Source organism: Citreicoccus inhibens (genome assembly GCF_019039035.1).
In the GTDB taxonomy this organism is placed as follows: domain Bacteria; phylum Myxococcota; class Myxococcia; order Myxococcales; family Myxococcaceae; genus Citreicoccus; species Citreicoccus inhibens.
This window is the reverse complement of the sequence record NZ_JAHNZT010000008.1, coordinates 1-17,225: the sequence shown is the minus strand read 5'-3', so window position 1 is coordinate 17,225 and position 17,225 is coordinate 1. Positions and strand designations below refer to the sequence as shown.

The following is a 17,225-nucleotide window of genomic DNA, read 5'->3' as shown; positions in this document are numbered from 1 at the left end:
ATCAGGGGCTGTTGGGGGTGGTTCTGGTGGGTGTGTTGGGGTGGGGGGGCGTGGGGTGCGACTCCGCCGACGTGGTGGCGAAGGTGGGGCGAACGCCGGTGACTCGGGCGGATGTGGCGCTGTGGCTTCAGACGCACGAAGGGGCTGGGGCGGTGGAGGGTGCGCTCGATGCCGTGGTCGAGCGGACGCTGCTCGTCGAGAAGGCTCGGGAGGACGAGTTCCTGAAGGACCCCGAGGTTGCGGCACGGGTTGAGGCTGCACGTCGCGAGGTGATCGCGAATGCGTACCTCGACCGCGTCGCGCGTGAGACCTCTACCGAAGAGTCCCTGAGCGCGCGGTATGAGGCGCGTCGAGAAGGATTGGCGCGTCGGGAAGTGCATGTGGCCCACATTGTGGTCCGGCTCGCCATGGGCGCGGATCGTCGGGCGCGGGCTGAGGCGCAAGCGAAGATCAATGCGGCGCATGCCCGCATTGTGAGCGGGGCGGACTTCGCAGCCGTTGCGCGCGAATTGTCCGAGGACACCGTGACAGGGGCGCTGGGCGGAGACCTGGGACTCGTGCGCGAGGGACAGGTTGATGCCCGCTTCTTCGGCGCTGTGGTCGCCCTGAAGCCAGGTGAAGTGTCCGAGCCATTCGAGACGGACTTCGGGCTCCACGTCGCACGAGCCTTGGAAGCGCCGCGGACCGTGCTTCCGACGTTCCAGGAGGTGCGTGGGCAGATGGCAGCAGAGGCTCGTCATGAGGCCGAGGAGATGCTCATGCGCCGGTTGCGAGAAGACATTCCGGTTCGGCGCTACCCGGAGCGGCTGTCGGGTGTGGTGGGGACGAAGAAGGCTGAGGGGGAGCAGTGATGAAGAGCCGAGCTTGGGTGTGGGGTTGGGGAGTCCTGGCACTGGTGCTGCTCGCGGGATGTCCGCGGAAGTCTGAGCCCGTCGAGCCGAAGTCCCGGGCGACGAAGGCCTCCACGCGGATGAAGCTCTCGGCTCAGGACCTCGCGCCTGCCTGTGCGGCCGAGGTCCTCGAATCTGTCGATATGTCTTGGCTGGGCGGTGTAATGGTTGTGCCGGGCGGTAGCCAGGGGACAGCACAGTTTCATCGCCTGCTCGGAGAGCCAGTTATTGTTGTTGTTCAGAATGGAGATGGTCAGGGGCACGATGAGGTGCAGTCTGCGACCGTGCAGCTTAACGGGGAGTCCCTTGGCTCTATTTCGTCAGGGACTCCCTTGTTTGTTCGAGGGGCAGCTGTCCCGACCGCGGGACTCAATCAGTTGGTCGTCTCTGCAACAGGGGGCGGCCGGGTTCGCGTCGCAGTGGCATCTCTGGACCTGCTTCCATGTGTCATGGCTGACACCGGAACGCTGCGTGAACTCAAGAACTCGATCACGCAGACGTTCTATTCACATGGGCCTGGGTCATTGCCTGTTTTGATGTTGGCGCCGGTCGGGGCTGTTGGGTCAGTCCAAATTGCACTCAATGGGGCGAATATTGAGCTGCCTGAATCGGGGGACGCAGTCCGACTGGTGCCCGTAACGCTGGAAGAGGGGGAGAATACATTATTCGTGTTTGCTCGGAATGCGCAGGGCTCGAGTGTGCGTGTGTCTGTGTTTGATGTTGATACGCTGCCTCCGATGCTGACGATGTACGAGCCGTCGAATGGCTCTTTCTTTACGAGTTCTCCCATCTCCGCATCAGGTACATTCGGTCCGGAGGCAACTGAAGTTCTCGTCGCAGGGGCACCCGCGAGTATTGTTGGTGACCATGGGTATCAGGCTGATGTTCCCCTCGTTGAGGGGCTGAATGCCGTTACTGCATCCGCGATGGATGCCTGCGGGAACATCTCCCGTGTGTGTCGGGCAGTGGTGTTGGAAGGGCAGGCGCCCGTCATTGAGGTATCGGGTGTAACGGAAGGGCTGGTAACACGGGGGCCCGTGACGCCGTCCTGGTCGGTGACTGGAGGCTATTTGGCCACGTCGTCGGCGACGCTAGATGGTAATCCCTGGATGCAGGGAACCGCGGTGAGTGCTCATGGACCGCACGAGCTGTTGGTGACGGCGACAGATCAGGTAGGACGCGTGGCGATCAAGCGCGTCCGCTTCACCATTCTCGTCACGGGGCCGGTCATCACTGTCTCGGGCATCCAGGATGGGGCGTTTGCGAGGGGGCCAGTCACGCCCGCCATCAACATTGAGACTCAGTTCCTTGAGGTGGATACCTACACCCTCGATGGAGTGGGGTACGTCAAAGGAACGCCCATCAGTGGTGATGGGTTGCACACTCTGGAGATCGTCGCGAAGGACCGGGCTGGGAATTTCAGTGTGACCACGCTGCGTTTCACGCTCGATTCTGTTCCCCCGAGCGTGACGGTGCTCGGCCCCGAAGAGGGGAGCCATCGGAATCAGCCTGTGGTCGTCACGTACACTGTGGACGACGCGAACCTCGTGGACGCGGCGCCGGTGGCGACCCTGGATGGCCAGCCATTCGTGAGTGGAGACCTGGTCTCGACCGAGGGCGCGCACAGTTTTGAAGTCACCGCGACGGACAAGGCGGGGAACCAGACGAAGGCCACACGCCACTTCACGCTCGACTTCACGCCTCCGGTGGTCGCGCTGGCGGGGGTCATCGAGAACAGTCTGGTGGCCGAGGCGGTGACGCCCACCTTCAGCGCATCGGATGCGAACCTGAAGCTGGTCGGGGCGACTTTGAATGGGGCGCCGTTCGTGAGCGGAACTCGCGTCACCGCGGATGGTGCGTATCTGTTGGAAGTGAGGGCGGAGGATCTGGCGGGCAATCAGCGGACCGCCGTGGCGCATTTCACGATCGATGCGACTGCGCCCGAGATCTCCATCGTGGGTGTGGCTGACGGCGCTCGCTACCGAGTCCCCGTTCAGGTGACGTTCTCCGCGACGGATGCCCATGCGGCGGAGGTCTCGGCGACGCTGGATGGCCAGCCCTTCATCAATGGTGGCCATATCTCTGCCACGGGGACTCACTTGCTGGTCGTCACGGCTCGGGACGCATTGGGGAACGAGCGCGGAGTGACGGTCCACTTCGCGGTCGACACGGTGGCTCCAACGGTGGTGCTGGAGTCGCCCTCGACAAACCTTGTGACGCAATCGTCCGAGGTCAGCGTCGTGGTTCGCGCGACCGATGACGGCCCCCTGGGGGAAGTGCGACTGGGTGGTATCCCGATGGTTCGGGGACCGGACAGCAAATACCGAGCGGTGGTGCCACTCATGGAAGGTGGCAATGCGTTCGAGGTGATTGCTTTTGACGATGCGGGCAACTCGACCGCGTTGTCGTTTCAATTGGTGAAAGACACCGTGGCGCCGGCGTTGACTGTGACTGCGCCCATTGATCATTTCCCGGTGACGGGAAACTCGGTGGCGGTATCCGGAACCGCAACCGACTTGACTGAGTTGACAGTGAAGATCGGGGGCTCGCCGGTGGTGCTGGAGGGGGGCGGGGCCTTCTCCACCACGTATGTCCTGCAGTCCGGCCAGCGCGAGGTGGTGGTGAGCGCGACCGACGCGGCGGGCAATACCTCCACCGTCACGCGGGTTCTCTCGGTGGGCACGGCTGCTCCCACCTTGGTGGTGACGGATCCTCCCGAGGGGTACCGGTTTACGGAGTCCTTCGTCACGGTACGGGGGGAGGCGACCGTTGGGGACCCCACGGACACACCTCGGCTCACGGTCGATGGTGTCGCGGTTCCAGTGGGCGCAGGCGGTCGCTTCGCGCACACGTTGGATGTGCCCGTAGGCCCCAGGGCGGTGCTCGTTCGTGTGGAGGACCGGCTGGGGCAGTCCGCGCAGTCCACGTTGAACCTGGTCCGCTTGGGGAGTGCCGATGCAGGAACGCCGCCCCAGCAGGATGCTGGAGTTTCGGGGACGGATGCGGGCACTCCCGTACGGGATGCCGGCACCGTCGAGGCGCCCCCGTCACTGGTGGTGGAGGCTCCCGCGGACGGCACCATGGTGGGAGGAATGCGCTTCGCCGTGACAGGCCGGGTGGACGAGGGCGTGCTCCCGCTCCAGGTGACGGTGAATGGCGCGCCCGCCGCAGTGTCGTCTCGGCACTTCAGCGCCTCCCTGGCGCTGTTGGAAGGAACGCAATCCCTGTCCATTCAAGTAACGGACGCGATGGGGCGAACAGCTGCGGCTCAGCGCACAGTGACGGTGGATCGCACGGCGCCCTATCTCCAGGTGACTCGGCCTGCGAGCAACCCCGCGTTGGTCTCGGAGAGCCCGTATCTCCTCCAAGGGACCGTGGGGGACGCGAACCTCGCGAGCCTGACGGTGCGGGGCATTTCGGTGCCGGTTGTGGCCGGAGGCTTCTCGGTGGCGCTGTCGCTCCAAGCGGGCAACAACGACATTGAGCTCGTCGCGGAGGATCTGGCGGGGAACCACCGCGAGCTGGTGCAACACCTGTTCATTCCAAGCGTTGCCCCGGTGGTGACGATCTTGTCGCCGCTGGATGGCACACAGGCCGAGCAGCCCATTGTCATGGTGCGCGCTCGGGTGTCCTCCGCGTCGCAGGTGTCCTCGGTTTCCATCGGCACGGGAGCCGCGGCATTGGTGTCGCCCGGTGTCTATGAGGCGCAGGTGCCCCTGTCCCTGGGCGAGAACGCGATTGATGTCACCGCGACGGATGCGCAGGGGCTCTCTAGCTCGGCGCGAGTGACGGTGCGCTACCGCGACGCGACGCAGGAGCCACTGGCAGTGACCGGGGTGGATCCGGCCTCGGGCACGGAGGGCGTGGAGACGGATGCGCTGGTGAGCGTGGCCTTCAACAAGCCCGTGGATGAGACGACCGCAGCGCAACACTTCGAAGTGCGGGCACGCGGCGAACTCCTGGAGGGCGGCTATTCGCTGGCGCCCGGAGGTCAGACGATGACCTTCGTGGCGCGCAAGGCCCTCCCCGTGGGCGAGCGCGTCATCGTGAAGGTGAGCGGCATGAAGGCCGGCCAAGGGCCAGACCAGCAGGCCACGTTCTCTAGCGAGTTCACGGTGCGTCGCCCGTTGACGGTGGTTCGTGGCGTGGTGCTGGACGAGCGTTTTCAGCCGCTGTCGGGCGTCCGCGTGCAAGTCGTGGGACAGGACGCGTCGGATCGGACGGGACCAGACGGCAACTGGGCGCTGCTGGGCATCCAGCCGGGCGTGGTGGTGCTTCGGTTCGAGGGGGGGACGACCTCGGATGGCAGGGTGCTGCCCACGGTTCGGCGCAGTCTTGTCGTCTCGGCGGGGCAGGAGACGAAGGACCGGCCGATCATGTTGGTGGCCGTGAACAGTGCTTCCGCGCAGGCTGTGGATGGCACGAGTGGTGGAACGGTTCGCTTCAACGGCACGCAGGGGGCCATGACGTTGGAGGTGCCAGCTGGCGGCGTGTCCTTCGTGGACGGCTCGTTATCGGGCTTCCTCACTGCGACGGAGTTGCCGCCGTACGCGCGGCCAGTGCCCATTGAGGACCGCGCTGCGGTGGCGGCGTTGTGGCAACTGGGGCCCGAGCAGGTTCACTTCATGAAGTCCGTGAAGTTGACGCTGCCCAATCGGACATCGCTCGCGGTGGGGCGGATGGTGGTGCTGCTCGCGCAGGATGAGAAGCGCCTCGCGCTCAAGCGAGTGGGCTTCGGGCATGTCACCCCCGAGGGGATTGTCTCAGACGGTGACGTGGCCTCGGCCTCATTCGAGTACTTCGGCTACATGGAGATAACGCCGGAGCAGCAGCTCCAGGTCGAGGCCGCGATCGCTCGGGCCGGTGGCGTACCGGGAAGCACTGGTGGTGGGACGGATGGCGGACTGGGGTTCAATGAACTCCTGCCAGCCCGCTCTCCGCCCACGCTGTGGCAGCGGATGAGCGAGGCCGTGCTTGGTACGGCCCATGCTCAATGGGGCGCTGCGCTGGGAGTGGGGCTGGGAGTCCTGGACACGTTCCCTGGCGGGACGTCTCGCGTCTGGGGCGTCGTGCGTACACCGAGAGAAGACCTCACCGCGCTGACGCTGAAGACACCTGCTGCCGAGTCGTTGTCGAAGACGGTGGAGGTGGAGCTGCCCTACACGCTCCCGCTTGAGTTCTCTGCGCAGTATTCATCGACGAGGACACCGGGAGGCGCGCCGACGGTCGTTACCGCGACAGTGGAGGGCATCTCTCCGACGGGCGGGCGTCTGGCTCCAGAGGCAGGGGAAGAGTGGCACGTCCAGGGCGAGGACGAGGTTTACCTCTTCACGGAGGTGACGCTTGCGCCTGGGGCCACCACGTTCACCCTGACGGGGACGACGCGGTTTGACACGCGTGCCATCCGTCTGAAGGCGCAGCTAGAGCCCATTGTCGAGGACGCCGGCAGTGGGCCTCCTCGGCGCGCGAAGCTGACTCTCGTGAAGGAGTCGGACAGCTCGGAGGAGGGAGAGAAGGACCCGCTGCAGGGCTCCGCTCGGTTCCAGGGCGTCCGGGTGGACATCACCAGCACGGTCGACACCTCGGCGACGACGGCGGCTTCGGGCCAGTACTCCACGTTGGTCCCGCTGCTCGCGTCGAACACGATGAGCATTGCGTGCGCGGACATCCCCTTGGGGCCTCGGTGGGTGGCGCGTCTGGATGCCAATGGCAACACCCGCTTCGACAGCGTGGGGAGTTCCTTCTCGACCTGCTCACCTGATTTCTGGCTGTCTCCGGGGGGAACGACGCGGGCGGACGTCCTCGTGGATGTTCGGTTGTTGCATGGTCGCGTCACGTTCAAGACCAAGGACGGCAGTCCTGTCCCTGGCATTTGCAAGGGCGTGACGCAGACCACGGTGGATCCAGTCTCAGGCCAGCTCCGCACCGTGTCGGAGGACGATGCGGCGACGACCGAGGTGCACTTCTTCCGTGAGGATGACCTGGAGCACCCGCTGGCGAAGTACGCGGTGACGCGGCCGCTGGCAGAGGTGTGCGAGGACGCTCAACACCCGCCGCAGAGAGCGCAGGGCGAGTATTCGCGCGTGAGGCTCGGGCCCACCCATGGCGTGTCGCGTGCGACCCGAGAGCGATGTCAGGAGTTGGAGGCCTCGGGGCAAAAGACCGAGGCGGACAAGCAGTTCTTCCGGGCCGAGTGTGGAGGAACCTCGGGGAGCTTCTTGTGGTTGGTTCCGGGGGACCGGCTGGTGGTCTTCGCGGTGAACCACGCCACCGGTTACGCGGGCATGTCGACGGTGACGGTGCCCCCCGCTAGCACCTCGACCCGTGGGGCGGACGGCCTGTGCGCGGCGGATGCAAATGGCCTCCTGAAGATTCAGGAAGGAGACCAGACGTTCTCCATCTCCCACTGCACCCAGGCGGAGCTGGGCATCCCCGGAGACGTGGACCTCTATCCGCCCGAAATCGACGTCCGCGTGCAGCGGCGCGCCCAGGATGACGGCTTCAAGCAGAGCGCGGCGGCGCATCTCATCCGGACGGGGGGCGCTGGGACGACGCGGGATGACGCGGTGCAGGTGGTGACGCATTGGCGGGTGCGCCGCGCGAAGCAGGGGGCGCCTCGGACGGGAGAGGACGGCGGAGTCCCTGGCGCTGACGCTGGCGGAGCGACGTGCGTCCGAGGATTCATGTCGGACGGTGGCATCTGTGCTCCCGGAGTCCTGACCGACGATGACGCTCGGGATGGCACTCCGCTGGAGGTCTACTGCTCCGAGCTCGCGCCCACAGCCTCTCCAGTGCAGTGGGCGACGTGTCTGAAGGACGATCAGGAGCTGCGTGACGTGCCCAAGGGGGTACCCGCGCTCGAGGGGCAGATTGTCCGCGTGACGGGGACGGCGGTGGAGCAGCCGGCTGTCACGACATTCCAGGTGGCTCCAGGCCAGAATACGGTCAACATCCAAGCGTCGCTGCGAATGGTCAATCAGGAGGGGAAGCAGAAGACCCTCAACAACCTGGTCCGCGCGAACTACTACCTGCACGTGGTGGGCAATCGCCTGCTCGAGCGAGACCGGGACGGCGACGGCTACGTCAGCCCGGCCGAGAACGAGGCAACGCCGCCGCACTTCGAGGAGCCGAACCCGCGTGGAACGAATCCACCGGGCCTGCCTGCACGGGCTCTGTTCCTGAAGAGCGTGTTCCGTCGTCTCGACTCGGCTGGCGCGGTTTCAGATCAGTACGACTATGCGCGGGAGCACGAGTTCCGAGTGCTGGCTCTGGATTCCCCGAAGGTGACCGCGACAGGGAGCGCTGGCTCACGGCCGCTGGAGACGGGACCCAACGCCTTGCCCGAGAGTAGCCCGCAGGACCTCTCGTATGAATTCCTGGCGAGCCTCCTGGCTCCTGAGGATCCGGGGCGCGCGGGAACTCTGAGTGGTGATTACCGGGTGCGCTTGGGGTCGGATCAATTCGGCATCGACTGCCCGCTGACGCTGGACGCATCCGCGCATACCATCACCGCGAGCTGTGGAGGTGACTCGCTTGCGGACGTCCTCAGTGCGAGCGACATCCTCTACGTCGAGCTGTACCTGAGCGGCAATGCCGAGAACGTGTTGTACCGCTTCAACTTCCAGGGGTTGGCGGCGCGCAAGGATGACCTGACCGTCTCCATGTCGTACACGGCCGACGCCGCGGTGGAGAAGTCCCTGCCGGATGGAACGCCAGCGGTGGGGCGCCCCATCTCGAGGCCCGCGATGGCTGACTTCATGCTCGACCCCGCGAAGATCACCGCGGGAGTGGTCAAGCTGTGCCTCAATGAAGGGTGTGCCCCCGAGGCCGAGAATCTCTTGAAGGAGGTCTCTGTCCAGCGCCAGCCTGATGGCAAGTACACCGTGACCGACACCGGGCGCGGCAGCATCAAGGCCGAACTCCAGCAATCGCGAAGCATGACGGCGGCGGGGACGCGGCGGTTCCGCCTGCCACTGCCTGCCTATCTGGCGCGCGGGCGCATGCCGGGGAACAAGGAGGCCGCGTTTGCCCTGTACTTGGTTGTGGATCCCGTTGCGCCGAAGAAGGAGCGTCTTGTCCGTGGGCTGGGGCGCCCCCTGGGCTCATTCACGAGTTCGAATGCCGCGCCTGTGGGGCAGCCGACGCTGAATGGCGTCAATCTGGCATCGGGGCTCCTGTCCTTCACGCATGAGGACTTCTCGGTTCCATTCCTCGCGGGCAGCATGGGATTTACTCGCACGTACAACAATCAGAGCAACGAGATGCGCCCACTCGGAGTGGGGTGGACGCACAACTACGAAGGTTGGGTGCGTGAAGAGGAAGTGGGTCGCTACCTGGTCGTCATCAACGGCCAGGCATTTGCCTTCCCCGCGTGTGCGAAGGACGTGCGCGCTGGACACGCTGGGAGCGTGACTTCCTGCAAGACGGACAACTCGCATGGGCACGAGTTGACGGTAGATGCGCCGCTGGAGTTGCCGGACGAAACGCAGCGAGCTGACAAGGTCGTCTTCACGACGTCCACGGGCGAGCGCTTCGAGTTCAACCGTCCCGCGCAGGGGGCGCAGTCGGAGGGACGTCGACGATGGTTGCTGACCCGCTACGCGGATGCGCACGGTCGAGAGAATGGTCTGGGCTGGACGACGCTGACGTACGACGGCCAGACGGACATGGTCCGCACTGTCCAACGCTTGGGCGAGAAAGGCAGCCTCGCACTGAGCTTCGAGTATGAGCCCATTGTCGCCGCCGGTCCGCATCCCCTCCCAGAGTTGGTGCAGCTCTCCAAACAGAGCGTGGTGCAATGGTTGAAGTCTGTCTCGCTCATGTCTGGGGTGACGGAACTCTACAAGGTGACATTCAGCCGAGACGACCGTGGCAATCTCACGCGGGCGGTCCGGACTCCAGGAGAGCCCTCTCAGATCTACGCATACTCCTATGTCCCGCTCTCGTCGTCCGTGAGCGCGAATGATCGGTGGAATTCCAGCAACGAACTGGAGACCGCGCGAATCATCCACGGTGCTACCGAGACCGCGGATGAGCCAACGGTTTGGCGTGCGGCCTATTATCGAAATGTCACGAGCCCACCCTACGTGCATCTGACCGCATTGGAGCTTGTCTCAGGGGTCAAGGAATCGGGGATGAAGGATGGGCAGTTGAGCATCAACTATGGCGCAAGAACGCGAAGCGTGACGTTGCCCGACAACGTCCCGGTGAGCCTGACGCTGAATGACTCGGGAAACTACAAAGTCATGGCTACGCCTGCGGGCGCTGGAACAGCGAGATGGGGCAGCGATGATCGGGGTGGCCCAGTCTTCCAGACTGCTTCGATTGCGCGGTCTTTGCGAACTGTGGAGCGCACGCCCAATGACCGCTTGCAGTTGCTTGAACAGCGTCTGACCAGAGTCCCCGCAGGAAGTGCGCCGGTGCGCGGATTGCCCACGGACGGCACGCTGACCCAGCATGTGTGGAATCCGCAGTTTGGTGTGCCAGAGGCCACTTCCGTCTCGACGGGGGAGGGCTTGGTCACGATGCAGTCGCCCCGCTCCGCGAACGGTGAACTCCAGTCGCTTTCGGTCAAGAAAGGTCAGGATACTCAGACCGTTATGTCCAATGCGGTGTACGACGCGGACGGTATCCTGTTGTCGTATCGGGACTCGGCGGGACGGTTGGTTCAGTTCGCTCAGTTCAATGCGCTAGGGCAGCCGCAGCTTTCGGTGCTGACACTGGCTCCGGTTACCACGGGCCTCGCCACGCTGACGCGCACATTGACGTATGACAGCTATGGCCGCCTGCTCTCTGCTTCTGAGAATGAGACAGGGGCTTTGACTGCCTATCGTTATGATGCACTGGGCCGGCAACTCGGGTTCACGCGGCAAGGAACTCCGTCGGAGAGCTGGAGTTATGCCTATCAAGAGACCTCGGAGCCGGACGGGACCTTGGTCCTGGCTGTGACCGAGGCCCTCAACAAGGCGACGTCGGGAACGAGCGCAAACCATCAACGAACGATGAGGTATGTTGATGGAGTACTTGATTCTGAATCCTTTCAAGTGGGAAACCCTGCCCGCGAGGTCACACGCTCCTATGCGTACGCGCAGGGAGGACGGTTGGCCAGGGTGGTCGACGAGATGGGGCACCCTCACCACTATTTCTATGACGAGTCGGGCAACCTGACTCAGGTGAAAGTGGAATTACGGGAGGGCCTGTTGAGCGAGGCGGTGTACTCGCGAGACGTCGAGGGCAACCCTATCGAGACGACCGATAGCCTGGGGCGGAAGACCAAGATTGATTATGACGGACTCGGGCGCCCTGTGTCGTGGGACTGGGGCGAGAACGATGTCGAGACCGTGCAGTTGGATGCGCAAGGAAATGAACTGCGCCGCACCCAGGGATCGCATGGGCAGGTGATGACGACGTTGGACCCGATGGGGCATTCACAACGTGTCGACAGCGTGAGTCCGACGGGTGCGGTCCACGCCAGTCGACTGTTCGACAGCGCAGGACGGCTGACCCGGCTGGAAGACCGAGAGTCGGGCCTGGTCGAAACGTATGTCTATGGGGACGTGCTGGGCCGCCTGACTGAGCGCAAGCGGGTCGTGAAGACAACGACAGGCGAACTGACGCAGTTGGAGACCCGAACCTACACGACGGGGCCGCTGAAGGTCGTGGTGTCGCGCGTCATCGACGAGAACGCGCAGGCGAAGCGGACGGAGACCGAGACGCAGTTCTTGGACCCCGCGGGCCGCGTTCTGGAGGTGCACCGCAGCGTTGATGGCCAGCCGTCCGTGGAGAAGTTCGAGTACACGGAGCGGGGGCAGGTTTGGTCTTATACCTCCCCGACGAACGCTGTCACCAAGACCTACTACGACCCGCTTGGGAACAAGACACAAGAGGTCGACGCTGAGGGGTTTTCCTCGGTCTACGAACTCGACAATGCCGGACGGGTGCATGTCGAGAATCGGCCTGACGTGCACTTCACGTGCACTTACGACTACGACGAACTCGGGCGTCTCTCGACGAAGACGATCGCCGCGTACAAGTCGACGCCGCAGATGAAGTGGGCCTATGACTACAGCGTCGCGGATCAGCAGGTCACGGAGACAGCGATCCTTGGGGACGGGAACACGATCATCACCAAGCGAAAGGAGAACTCGCGCGGGCGTCTGGTGAACCTCGAGGTCTCGGGGGGAGGAACGACGCGCACGCTGGACGTGACGTGGGATGGGCCTTGGGCGTTGTCCCGCGAAGTGAAGGAAGGCTCAGGGTGGACCGCGAAGACCGAGTACCGGGAGCGGGATGACCAGGGCCGGGCGCTCCATGAACTGGAGACCTGGGCATCTGGGACCCAGTCGTATCTCTACGAGACGACGACGGCCTGGATGAATCGCACGGCCACTCAGACGCAGAAAGACACCGTGAGCGGGGAGACCTACACGCAGGTGTCGACCTACAAGATGGACTCTTTGGGGAACGTTCTCTCCCGGGCGATCGGCTCAGAGACAGACACCTGGGAGTATGACGCTTCTGGCAAGGTGCTGAAGGCGCAACCCTCGGGAGCGCAGCCAACGACGTATTCGTATGTCGACGGTGTCTTGAAAACCGAGAGGTTTGGCGCGGCCGCGGCCACGGGGCTCGAAGAGACAAAGTACACCTACTACAACGACGGCCAACTCCAGAAGCGTGAGGACCCAGACGGGCGCGAAACGCTTTACGAGTACTGGCCGCGAGGGCTGCTCAAGACCAGGCGATACGGGAAGCTGGGGGACTACGACGGCACCCAGTACGCGTACGACGCCAATGGTAGCGTCGTGAAGGTATCGTTTGCCTATGGAACGGCTGACGAGAAGGTCTGGGAGTACGAGCGAGGTGCGCGAGGCGAACTGCTGGGTGTAACCCAGTCGGGAAGTACCAATTCCTTTGAGTACGCGTACGATGGTCTCCTGCGGCTGACCAAGGTGACGCCACCCATCGGGAGCCCAACGGCCGAGCAGACGTATGCCTATGACAGTTTGGGGCGGCAGGTGTTGCGGACGCGGGGAAGCGCTCGCTGGCAGACGACCTGGGCCGCGGGTGTTGCGGTACAGGTCGACGGCAACGGAGACACGATCCGCACGCTCATGGACGGGCGAGGCAGAGCCTCGACTGTGACCTACGAACCAGGGCCCGCGAGTGCTGGGAACACCACGCTGACTTCGGTGACGCTGAGGTACACGGGCGCGGACCAACCGTGGAAAATGCTGGAGTCGCGCGGGGCGAGCGGGACGGTGGAGAGCGCATATCACTACGACGCACGCAGGCGACTGTGGAAACAGTCGCGAGGCACGGAGGATGTCACTTTCGGATACGCCACGAACGGCCAGCGGAACAGCGTAAAGTCGGCGGCTGGAACCGTGGGGTATGGATTCGATTCTCTGGACCGGATCAATGCCGTAACGGGGCCTGCAGGGATTTCGGCGCTCGAATGGGAAGCCGGTGGCGCACGTTTGCTTGCTGTCAAGGGGAGCAATGTGGTGGAGCGCCGTTGCTACGACTCGCGCGGCCGGATGAAGGCCATCCTGAATGGCACGAAAGACGCCGCCTGCAGTGTTCTGAGTTCCGCACCGGATCGCTACAGTCTGTTTGAGTATGAGTATGATGGGCGAGGTAACCGACTCAAGGAGACGTATCAGGGGGCGGCGGGTACGGACACAGAAGTCACGGAGTATGGCTACGACGACGCAGACCGGCTGGCCGGAGTCCGATACCCAGGCGGAAAGGCTGTGCTTTACCGTCTGGCCGATGATGGCACGCGACTGCAAGAGAAAGAGACCGCGTCAGGCTATGCAGGGGCATTGTCGTTGTCGTCGTCGAGTTTCGGCAACCAGATAGCCGACCGCCATTGGCGTTACACCTTCGACGCGCGAGGCGGACTGGAAGGGGTCTTCAACGAGCTCGAGTCGGATGAGTCTCGCAAACGGCTCGTAACCTATGTGACGGACGTCTCGGGCCGAGTGACGTCTGAGAAGTCCGCCAGCATTCAAAAGGCATACGGCTGGGATGGAGCGGGGCGGCTGGCCAAGGTTGTCGTGACGCCAACTGGAGGTAGCAGCGTCACGACTGCATACACCTACGGCTGGGACGGCCTCCGAGTCCAGCGAAAGACGGGCACTGCGTCTCTATCGACTTACCAGTGGGGCGACGGAGAGCTGCTCGAGGAACGCCTGCCTGGACCGTCCGCGTTGGTGTACACACGCGCATTGGGCCTCGTGATTGGCGTGGGCTCCGAGCGCATTCTCCACGATGGACTTGGCAGTGCAGTGGGGCGGGTGAATGCAGGTGGTATCCTAGCTGAGTCGCGGTACGACGCATGGGGTGGGTACCGGAGTGACACGGCGCCGACTTCAACTCAGTCCAGTATTGGGTACACGGGCCATGCCTGGGACGCGGATGTGGGCCTTACCTACGCTCAGCAGCGGTGGTACAACTCAGGGACAGGGCGCTTCCTATCTGAGGACCCAATCGGAGCCGGTAGCTTTCTGGCCGTACCAACGGGTATGCAAACCTGGCTGTATGCCAACGGCAACCCGATTCGATTTATTGATCCGGATGGACAAGCGCCTGGCGACACAATTGAAGACTATCGAAGAGCCCTGACGGCGAAGAAACTTGCTGACCAAGGGATGCTTGCTCATCCAAGTCAGTCGCGTGAACAGTTGGAAGCAGCCGCCACGTGGGCTCACGCAGGATTCCCCCTTGCAACTTTGTTAACTCAGAGCGAGCAGGCCGTTCAGGACACCCGTGAAGCTGTGATTGGTGCCTCAAAAGGGCTGATTATTGCGGCGACAATGGGGTTGGTGGGTGGCGCCGGGACTGCAGCGGAGAGCTTGGCTACGCGTTGGGGGTTGGGTCGCGCTGCAACGCTAGCGTTGGGGGTAGGACTGGAAGCAGGTGAGGGCTTCCTCCTTGGAGGCCTTGGTGACTCGGCGGAGCAGGGAGTCGAACTGGCTGTTGATGGGCGCAACTCGTTCGACCTCTCGCAGACGCTCGATGTCAGCATCCGTGGAGCGGTACTGGGCGGCGGATTTCGCTTGGCTCTCGGTTCGCTAAGATTCCTACCGGCGGCAAGAACCGAGCCTGGCTCAGGAGTCATGTCGCGTTCCGAAGGCGCGAAGGCTCTTGTAGGTGAAGCTTCTGGTGAAGTCAGTTCATCAGTCGCGACAGGTGTCCTCCGGGAGCCCGGAGACCCTGTTGGTGACTTGCTTTATGGAGGTAAGGTCGGCGAGAATCTGCCAGGTTCTCGTGGTGTGCGAATTCCACGACGCCCGACCGTGGCTGAAATGCGGAACCTAACGCGAAAGCACAATGGTATTGAATTTTCTGTTACCTACACCTACGGCCCCGGAAGGAATGGTGGTGGTGGGTACTATACACTATACTCTGGAGATGCGGGGGCAGTGTCAGCGGGGGCGATAGATGCGAAGACAATGTTGATTTTTCATACTCATCCTAGAGGAGTGACGGTTGCTAGTGGTGATGTTGTTTTCCGGAATGGTATGTTGGTGGCCTTTGAGGGAGACCAGGCCGCTCTCTGGGAGAAGCAATGGGTTGGATCTCCCCAGCGGAGTTCAGTGGTGGTCCCTCTGGAGGATGTGCGAGGCAATGTTAATCCGCCATTTAGGTTTTCGATCGATGAGCATAATATGGATTACGATCGAAATGCTGGCGGCGCGGTGAAGTGGCTTAGAAGTCAGGCTGAACGAGGAACAATTCGTTAGTGGAGGGATGGTATGGAGTTGTCTGTCTATTTTGATGCATGGTGTCGCTTGAAGGCGGGGGGGGAGTCTGAGGTTGTTAAGTGGATTATGAGAACGCGCGATGTTTTGGTGGCCGAGGCGCTGGAGGAGCTGGGGTTGATTGTTGGATCGGGAGGATGGGTGCGTGTTTGTCATTTCTGTGGTTGGGTTGATGCCGTGGAGGTATTGAGGGTCCTTCCTGGATTTGCCGAGGCGGATTCTGGAGTGATCTCGGAGATGGATTGCCGTCCGGTAGATTGTGTCAATCGCTGTGCTATTCATGGGGTGTTGTATTCAGGGCGGGAGTGTCCAGTTTGCAGTGGGAGATATATTGTGACAACTAAGGGGGGAGTGCATGTTGCCTCTGATGGCAAATGAGGCATGGTTCTCCTTCAGGGACTTGCGGGAGGTGGGTGGGATTGTGTTGTGTGGGCGTGTGGGTTTTATTTTGTCTTTTGTCTTGGTGTTTGTTTTGTTTTTTTGGTGGGGTTGGTCTTGGGCGGTTGGTTGGTTTTTGTCTCTGCGGGCTGGCCTGGAGATGCTGCGGCGGACTATTGTGCGGGCCTTCTGGGATGAAGGATTGCCGGTTGCTTGGATTTTCCGCAGGCGGGGTTGTTGTGAGAGACATGAGATGCCGTGCCTCGATCGATGGGTGGCCGCAACTGATTGCCCACTTCGAGGCAAGATAGCCACCACGCTGAGTTGGTTGGTGGCGCATTTGACGAACGCGACGGTGTGACATGTTCTGGGATTTTCGGATCAGTTGAAGCTCGAGAAGGTGCCGCTCCGGGAACAGCGGAGGCAGGCGGTGCAGAAGGGTCGGTTCAGCGAAGATCAGATGATCGCGATTCTGCGCGAGGTGGAGCGAGCCTCGGTGCCGGAGACCGCGAAGAGTCACGGAGTGAGCGAGCCGACGGTGTATGCGTGGCGCAATCGCTTCGTAACCGACCGACGGGTGGCGTTCGAAGGACGCACCTTTCCGTTCGCGCCGCATGCTCGCCGCGCGTTGGTGTTGGCCGGATGCAAAGGCATGCATCACCTCAAGAGGAGTCAGGCGCGGGGGCGGAGGACGGCTGCCAGCGGTGCGGCAGCAACTCGTCCAAGCGCGACGCGGAGTGGCTGCCAAGGTGCATCAGGACGTCGGCGAGGTACGCCTCGGGATTGACGCCGTTCGCTTCGCACGTCGCGACCAGGGAACTGAGCCCCGCCAGATTGCGACCTGCCTCGTCATTGCCGACGAAGAGGTAGTTCTTCCTGCCAAGGGCCATGGCGCGCAACGCCCGCTCCGCGGCGTTGTTGTCGGTAACCGTCCGGCGAGTGACGTGTGGAGAGCGGTTGAAGACGGATGGGTGCCGTGTTCGGCGGTAACCGTCCGGCGAGTGACGTGTGGAGAGCGGTTGAAGACGGATGGGTGCCGTGTTCGGCGAGCGCCGCGACCGGAAGGTAACCGTCCGGCGAGTGACGTGTGGAGAGCGGTTGAAGACGGATGGGTGCCGTGTTCGGCGAGCGCCGCGACCGGAAGGGTGTTCAGGGCGGAGGTAGGAGGTGCGCCTGGGGCGGGTCCGTGGTC

At 63.1% G+C, this 17,225-nt stretch carries 3 protein-coding genes and 2 pseudogenes; 4 read left to right on the top strand and 1 reads right to left on the bottom strand.

Annotated elements, in window-relative coordinates:
* Positions 1-71 precede the first annotated feature (71 nt).
* From KRR26_RS37390 to KRR26_RS37815, 4 genes and pseudogenes are all read left to right on the top strand, one after another.
* The gene (locus tag KRR26_RS37390; protein ID WP_217079922.1) at positions 72-851 is read left to right on the top strand and encodes a peptidylprolyl isomerase; all 780 of its coding nucleotides are present in this window, start codon (positions 72-74) and stop codon (positions 849-851) included.
* A pseudogene (locus KRR26_RS37820) lies at positions 851-1,852 on the top strand (hypothetical protein); the annotation flags it as partial. The gene KRR26_RS37390 and the pseudogene KRR26_RS37820, both read left to right, overlap by 1 nt.
* A gap of 219 nt (positions 1,853-2,071) precedes the next feature.
* The gene (locus KRR26_RS12605) at positions 2,072-15,637 is read left to right on the top strand and encodes an RHS repeat-associated core domain-containing protein (protein ID WP_217079921.1); all 13,566 of its coding nucleotides are present in this window, start codon (positions 2,072-2,074) and stop codon (positions 15,635-15,637) included.
* Positions 15,638-16,433: 796 nt separating this feature from the next.
* Entirely contained in the window at positions 16,434-16,820 is a 387-nt protein-coding gene (locus KRR26_RS37815; protein ID WP_407931717.1) for a transposase, read from the top strand.
* Here KRR26_RS37815 and KRR26_RS12600 read toward each other — a convergent pair.
* Positions 16,708-17,001: pseudogene (locus KRR26_RS12600) on the bottom strand (transposase domain-containing protein); the annotation flags it as partial. The gene KRR26_RS37815 and the pseudogene KRR26_RS12600 sit on opposite strands and share 113 nt — an antisense overlap.
* Positions 17,002-17,225: the final 224 nt, after the last annotated feature.